The following is a 1,370-nucleotide window of genomic DNA, read 5'->3' on the forward strand; positions in this document are numbered from 1 at the left end:
GAGAATTATGAGGCGATGCTGCATTTTGCCTGTGGTATCATTGTCTGGACTAAAAACCTATTGGGATAGGTTCTTAGTAAATAAAAATTCAGAAGGGATATGTTATGAACTATACAAAATTTGATGTAAAAAATTGGGTTCGCCGTGAGCATTTTGAGTTTTATCGGCATCGTTTACCATGTGGTTTTAGCTTAACAAGCAAAATTGATATCACGACGTTAAAAAAGTCATTGGATGATTCAGCGTATAAGTTTTATCCGGTAATGATCTATCTGATTGCTCAGGCCGTGAATCAATTTGATGAGTTGAGAATGGCGATAAAAGATGATGAATTGATCGTATGGGATTCAGTCGACCCACAATTCACCGTATTCCATCAAGAAACAGAGACATTTTCAGCACTGAGTTGCCCATACTCATCCGATATTGATCAATTTATGGTGAATTATTTATCGGTAATGGAACGTTATAAAAGTGATACCAAGTTATTTCCTCAAGGGGTAACACCAGAAAATCATTTAAATATTTCAGCATTACCTTGGGTTAATTTTGATAGCTTTAATTTAAATGTTGCTAATTTTACCGATTATTTTGCACCCATTATAACAATGGCAAAATATCAGCAAGAAGGGGATAGACTGTTATTGCCGCTCTCAGTACAGGTTCATCATGCAGTTTGTGATGGCTTCCATGTTGCACGCTTTATTAATCGGCTACAAGAGTTGTGTAACAGTAAATTAAAATAAGCTCAGGTTAAATTAAAGGGTTTCATATCTAGTGAAGCCCTGTTTTATTATGTTTTGAGTTAACTTATCTTCAATGGCGGTCATAGAACCGACTGTTTACCCTCAAATAAATGTGTGAGCCGAATTATTATATCATCCTTCCGCAAAAGGCTAAAAACCATAAACAATAAAATGTTTTTTGTCGGCTTTTGTTCGCACTTTTTATCTGTTTCTAGGCATTTTATGATAATTTTTTAAAGGTAAGCTTGAAATAACACGTCGATGCCAAGATATGTATCAAATCATGATATATAAACTAAATGGGATAAAGAATGAATAAGAACCTATCCCAAAAGGATTTTATTCCAGACAATGATGGCACAGGCAAGATGCAGCATTGCCTCGTAATTTTCGACCTTTTTCTCCCAACGAGTCAGGACACGACGGTAGCGATTCATCCAACTGTGTGTTCTCTCTACAACCCAGCGGTGGGCCTTAAAATCCGTGTTTTTGATGGCTTCTGATTCATCCTTCCGTGACTGGACATGAGGCTCATAGCGACGACTTCTCAGATACGATCCCAACCATTCCGCTTCATACCCTTTGTCCATGCACAACCGGAGCCTCTTGCCCGGTCTGCCCGTC

General features: G+C 37.9%; 2 protein-coding genes. One reads left to right on the top strand and one right to left on the bottom strand.

Annotation, left to right across the window (positions count from 1 at the left end):
* The first annotated feature begins 104 nt into the window (after positions 1-104).
* Entirely contained in the window at positions 105-746 is a 642-nt protein-coding gene (locus R8N49_RS24670; protein ID WP_004920769.1) for a type A-3 chloramphenicol O-acetyltransferase CatIII, read from the top strand.
* 323 nt (positions 747-1,069) lie between these two features.
* Here R8N49_RS24670 and R8N49_RS24675 read toward each other — a convergent pair.
* Positions 1,070-1,370: transposase (locus R8N49_RS24675; RefSeq protein ID WP_206937204.1), on the bottom strand; the 301-nt coding region annotated here is incomplete at its 5' end.

It is taken from the genome of Vibrio sp. 1978, from assembly GCF_033344345.1.